This window comes from Fannyhessea sp. (genome assembly GCF_986145555.1).
Genome location: NZ_CFRCNA010000037.1, coordinates 1 through 6339 on the forward strand (window position 1 = coordinate 1; position 6339 = coordinate 6339).

At 45.0% G+C, this 6339-nt stretch carries 3 protein-coding genes; 2 read left to right on the forward strand and 1 reads right to left on the reverse strand.

Going from position 1 to position 6339, the window contains the following annotated elements:
- Together AC5GD6_RS05845 and AC5GD6_RS05850 are read left to right on the forward strand one after the other, a co-directional pair.
- On the forward strand, positions 1-1912 hold a 1912-nt coding region (locus AC5GD6_RS05845; protein WP_491846442.1), incomplete at its 5' end, for a hypothetical protein.
- 248 nt (positions 1913-2160) lie between these two features.
- A complete protein-coding gene (locus AC5GD6_RS05850; protein ID WP_491846443.1) occupies positions 2161-5724 on the forward strand; it encodes a hypothetical protein in 3564 nt (1187 codons plus the stop codon).
- Between the two features lie 204 nt (positions 5725-5928).
- Here AC5GD6_RS05850 and AC5GD6_RS05855 read toward each other — a convergent pair.
- On the reverse strand, positions 5929-6339 hold a 411-nt coding region (locus tag AC5GD6_RS05855; RefSeq protein WP_491846444.1), incomplete at its 5' end, for a phosphoketolase family protein.

A 6339-nucleotide genomic window follows, 5' to 3' on the forward strand; every position in this document is an offset into this window, starting at 1 on the left:
CCCCCCCCCCCATACAGGATTAAGCGTTACGAGCATCCAAGCCAATAATGCTCAAAACCAATCGACAAAGAAGAACGGTTTGGGAGATCATCCTACACAGCTCTCTCAAGAACCAAAAGACAACCTTGAAAAAACAAGCGAAGACGACGATCAGGTTGTGTATCAACGTAAAAAAGATCTTGATATTAAAAATCCTTTTCCTGACGTTATAAGTGATGAAGAGATCGCCACTGCGTTTAAGCACGATGATTCAATTCAAAAATATTTTTTTACAGCTGATAGTGATCGCACACAGACCCCTAAGCTTATAGATGATAATATTCTTAAAGACGAAGCGGGCACTTATACGATTTATACCGTTGTAAAAAAATATTCTACAACTGGATTATTTAATAAAATGTATGCTCAGGGATATCAAACAAGAAACGGTCTTATACTTAAAGACGGAAGCATATATGCAGGCTCAAAAGCAACGGTTGCCTATACTATGCATCCCTATTCGTTTGAGTTTAATGGTCTAGAGCTTGCACGTGATTCACACAAACAAACGTATATTGAACTTAATTCACGCGACCATTATCTCTATTACAAAATTGTTTTTCACAGCGACGGCTCACTCAACGAGCGCATGCTTACTAATTACGGAGATCAAACCAATACGGGTGGCCAACCCTTTGCGTTTTTTATATATGAAGCAATGCCGCGCGTGAGCGCTCAATTCCATTTTGTAGACGACCTTGCATATCGCGCGCAAACAAAACAAACTAACGCGAACGCCGCACTTAAACAGCGAGGAAACTCTGATGAACACCCATCACTGACACAAAAGGAAAAGGATTTAGGCTTTGTAATTTCATCAGTGCCAAATCATCAAATACAGGGCCTAAGCGATCTTGCTAAACCCGTGATAACCGACCCTGCGCGCTTTGGTCGTAGTCAAAGCAACGACTTAAAATACACCATTCTCTCATTTGATCAAGACCCCTATGCACCAAAGGTAGAAAATGGTGTACAAACAGGCGTATTTCGCCCCACGCTCGAACAACTCACGTCTACGCATGTTCCTGGATACGTCTACTGGGATAACGATATAGACAAACCAAAGAGCGGAAAATTTGAAAACACCAACGACACCACAGAGGATTCGGGCAATCACTATCTTTCATTTGGTTACGAAATGAAAGATGGCAAACCAATCAGACGCCTAGATACAAAATATTATTATGTGACATTTAGAAAAATTCCAACGCAAGTTGTTTTTCATCAGTATAAAACCAATGATACAACGCACCAACAGACCCCTGTTACCACGGGTACATTTGATTTATATCAAAAAAATGGCACTCAAGAAACGCTGGTTAAGAAAAACATATCGCTCAGTAACGATTTTGCAAAAGACAAACCCCAAACAAGCGATGCTTTGGTTGCCGCCATGAAAACCAAAGACGCCTTGCATAAAGAGGGTTATTACGAAGTCCAAAACAAACTGTATTTACAACCAGGCTCATACGTACTGCGACAAACATCTGTGCCAACTGGTGAACAGCCACTAGAAGATATTGCTTTTGAGGTTAATTGGCAAACGCATGAAGGTGATACCACCCAGCTTACGCGGGAGCCACAGACACTTAAAGTTGTTGAGATCGATTTGGCAACCGCCAAGCACAAAGAACAAACACCAAAAACTCCACCCCAACATGATGATACAGACGCAGATCATAATGGGTCCAATCACCACGACAGCACTAACAACTCAAATCACCAGAGCGCGGCAAAACAGAAACACATGCGGACAACACCTCAAACGTCAGATCCAAGCACAGCGCTTAACTTGATGGGGGCTCTCTTAGGTGCGTTTACGTTAGCAAGTGGCATTGCTGTTGCACGTGCACACAAAAAGCACATGAGATAACAGACAAGGCAGAACATGCGGCAAAACGTCATTTTTGACATAAGCCGTTTATAAACACGGCGTGTATAAGCATAAACGCAATTGTTTACAAGGCATACGCTCTTCTGCGTATGCCTTGTTTTTTCAAGTCGAAGCTTCGCGTGTATCATCACAAACATATTTACGCATTCTTATGTTATCTTCGGTTAACTTAGGCTAGTATAGATACCACTGTCTATATTAATATTTCCTTATCCAAGGATGGTGCCATGAATAACTCTCGTCAACACAGTGCTGCGTATTATGCCATACATGCAGCACTTACAACGCCCGTACTAGCTGCGTGTTTTACATTTTCTCCCCTTGCACCGCATCTACCACAGGCATACGCACAAACACAAGAAGCCACGTCCAATGTTACAAACACATCATCTGTCGTTAATACAAACGCCAACCCTGCCATAAAATCGCAACAAAGCACAAGGAATGTGCCTGAACCCGATGAAAGAGTTGCCTCGATTGCAGACTCTGACGCACGCAAGTGGTCGGGTATTGACGGAAGCCGTTACGGCGATAGTATTCGCAAAACCTCACGCGTTACATATACCGATGCAGGAAAGCCCCTTCCTGTTTCATGCGATGTCACTGGAGACAATCGCCCTGATATGATCTTTGTGGATGAAGCACAACAAAAAATTCATGTTGTTGACCATATTCCCTATGGCTCTGACGAAGACGATGTAGTAAAAAGCATTAACGAGCAACAAAAAGCTGCTCACATAAGCCTTCCTACCAAAGACGACCCATCTGATACGTGGAAGGTTTCGTGCGTAAAAACCAAACGAGGCGAAACTGCTACGCTGGCAATTGCCAACGGCAAAAAAGTGTTGATCGAAAAAACCAATTCAATTGTGCCTGAAGGCCTATCACAGAATGCGGCAGCCAACAGCACCATCGCACGGACGCAAGAGTTTGTAGTGTCCTCGACGCTTACGTTTAGCGACAACGTATATGCCATCACATCAGCAACATCGGCTTTAGACGTACCAGGAATGTATGTTGCAGCTGGTAAAAAGGTGTATTGGTACGAATCAATACCAACATCGGACACAAACGGTGCAAAAGCAACCAAAGTATGGGAACTTGCAGAAAACGATTTAAGCAATGGTAGCGACCCCACTGCCCAAAGCGCGCCTCGCGTAACGCTTGCGCCTCTTAACTATGCTATCGGAGAAGACCAAACTGTTGGTATTGGACTTCCTCGCCTGAATAAAGTGTATGCAATTCCCGTAAGTGCAGAGAGTGGAAGTGCGGATGAGGCGGGAACTGTTATTTACGGTACCGAAGGCGGTTTTGGCACGTCAATGGTTGCTATGAGCGACATAAACGACGATGATTGTGACGATTTTGCTATTGGCGCACCTTTTGCAAATGGCAATACGGGAGCCGTGGCAGTTATTTTTGGCAGCAAAGAGGCACGTGGAGATATTCACGTACAAACCTCCTCAACATCTGAAAACGCCGTTATGCGCGGACAAGAACATGCTGGAACACTGATACGCCAGACAAATAGAGGCCGTATTGGAATGACACTGGGTTATATTCCTGCATACGACCCTGATAATAAAGGTGCGCTGGTAATTGCCCGACCCGATCACGAAGAACATCCAGGTGCGGTTATAGTAAGCGAAACCGCTCTTTTAGAAAATCATAATAGTGGACTTGGTTTGGATGGTATTCCATCAAATCAATCAGCGTTTTTAGCAAGTGAAGAAGGCGAGGGCGACGCAGGATACTTTGTGGGCGTACTGCCCCCAAGCGACAGCGATAGCCAGCTAAGCACTATATACACCGCAGATACCAATGGAAAAGTTGACGTATGGACAGCTGATATGCGCAGACAACACCAAACAACGCCGCCTGCCAAGCCCTTATATCCCGAACCCCCAGCGCCAAGTGCCGCGCCCGCGTATACACCCGTAAACGAAGCTGATCAAAAATCATGGCTTGGTGAGTTTACCAGTGGTTTAGGAGGTGCGCTTGCACAAGCAACGGGCGATGTAACAGGAGACGGAAAGCCTGATATTGTTTCGGGAAACGCTATTCGTTCTGAGTATAAATTTGATCCATTTTACGAAGACTCAACACCCACACATGGCTGGGTATTTAACGTTACGGGAGAAATACAGATCATACCAGGTGGCACACAAGGCGGTACCAAAGGAACAACAATTGCAGATAACAAAGACGTTATTACCATTAAAGGACCACAGAAAACCGATAACCCGGCAACTGATTCGGCAATGGGCTTTAGCGTGGCAATCATTGGCGACGTTAATGGAGATGGCATAGATGATATAGCGGCAACTTCTGTTACCACAGGAAAAATATGGGTTATTTACGGTGGAAAAGATTTAGCGAAAACCAATCTTAATCAACTTACCCCTGACCGCGGTTATGTAATAGAAATGCCTTCTGATGCGGGTGGCGCAGGTTATCAAGTTACGCGCGTAGGTGATTTTGACGGTGATGGACTTGCTGACGTGGGTTTTGTTGTTGCGAATACACCTTTTGCTCTGGGTCGCAAAGAGGCAAGCTACGGCACCGCATATATTCTTAAAGGCAATAAAGATGGACGCAATATCAACCTCAAAGACCTTGAAGCTGCTCATGCAGACGTTTTATGGACGGTCAAAACGCCTAAGAATCATACGCTTAGTAGTTTTACCCAAGTAGGAGACGTTAATGGCGACGGAATAGCCGATTACGTGCTCACTGACTTTAACACGTTTACCACGCAGGGTCATATACCCGGAAAAGCGTGGGTGGTATATGGCTCAAAAGAACACAAACCCGTTGATTTGGAAAATACACTCTCTGATAGTGTTAATGCAGCCTCTGCAACAAGAAGCGCAGATACGATGAGTTCCGTGGTCACGAACGCCTCATCTAATGATAGTGGTAAGTCGTCTGTAGGCTATGAGCTTAGCATGCCCGACAATGCCTCTTGGCGACTAGGAGCTGGTAACAGCGTTGCAAATGTAGGCGATGTTAACGGTGACGGTCTAGATGATTTTGTAATCGGTTTTGATGGCGGTACCATAACCGAACAAAGAAATGGCGGAGTTGCACTTGTTCTTGGCACAAAATCGGCACCCAAGCACCGTGCTATAGATCCTGAAAACGTGCAGAAAAACGATCCCGATATTTATGTTTTAACTGGAAAAGCACAAGAAAGCAGTTTTGGTTGGGCGGTAGCCGCACTACCTCAAAGCAAAAATAATCCCGATGCTCTTTTAGCTATTGGAGCAGGTAGAGAAGATCAAAACGGCGCTGCTTATATACTTCGTGTAAAAGACATTCCCCAAGGCGTTACCGCTATCAGCAAGCTTGGAAACAAGGTAGGCGTTATCCGCGATGATGGAGAACGAGCACGGTTTGGTCGCTCCATTGCCTTTGTAGGCGATTTCCTTGGTAAGCCAACTCTTGCTGTTGGAGGCGATGGCGTAATTGATGATCCTCTATCAGGTCAAGAGGGTTATGCACACTCTGCGCACGTGTTGGCAGTGGCAATTGATCGTGTTTTACCTCGTGAAGCTTCAAACGCCACAACAGATGAACATAATGAAACAGGAAACAGTGATAACCATACCTCGAATAGCGACCACAACCATCATGAGGCAGCACACTTTAAACGTGAAACGTCTATGCAGCACACACCTCAAACAGGCGATGCTTTGAACTTCAGCGCATGGATATGCGAAGCTTTTGGCATGCTAGGCGCTGGATTGGGGTTTGCGCGCAAACACGCAAAGAAACACGCGAAAAAATAAGTACACAAGACCAATATACGTATCCCCCACGTGCTCATACTCATAAAGCGCGTGGGCGAGTTTGTTTAATATCGTAGTTAAAAAAGTTAAGAGCGGTTGAGATATAAAAAGCGCACATAGCTAATCTATGTGCGCTTTTTCATACATGCTATGTCAAATATCACGGCGGCAAATACAAGCCGTTACGCAAAGCCACGCAGACACTTACTCGTTATCTCCACCCGTTGCTTTAGTTGCAGACAAAACCTCGGCAGAGTCCTTTGCGTCGTGCCATCTCCAATCGGTAAAGGCTGGATGGTCGTAGCCCTTATCTACCGCAAACTGGAACGCATCAGCGCGGAATTTCTCCCAAGCGTCAATCTGATCTTTCCACTTATTTGCATCAACCAAGCGCAAAGCATCTTGAGCCAAAGCCCAGCGATCCATATGATTTTGACGAACCATATCATATGGTGTTGTAGTAGAACCTTGCTCTTCGTATCCGTGAACACAGAAGTTATCATGATTTGGACGGTTCCAAATCAAACGACGAATGCTACCAGCATATGCGTGGAACGCAAACAAAACGGGCTTATCAGCAGAGAAGAGTTTGACAAATTCCTCGTCAGAAATTGC

Excerpts from the sequence above, each read along its gene's own strand:
- AC5GD6_RS05850 (WP_491846443.1), top strand. The coding sequence starts at position 2,161 with ATGAATAACTCTCGTCAACACAGTGCTGCGTATTATGCCATACATGCA.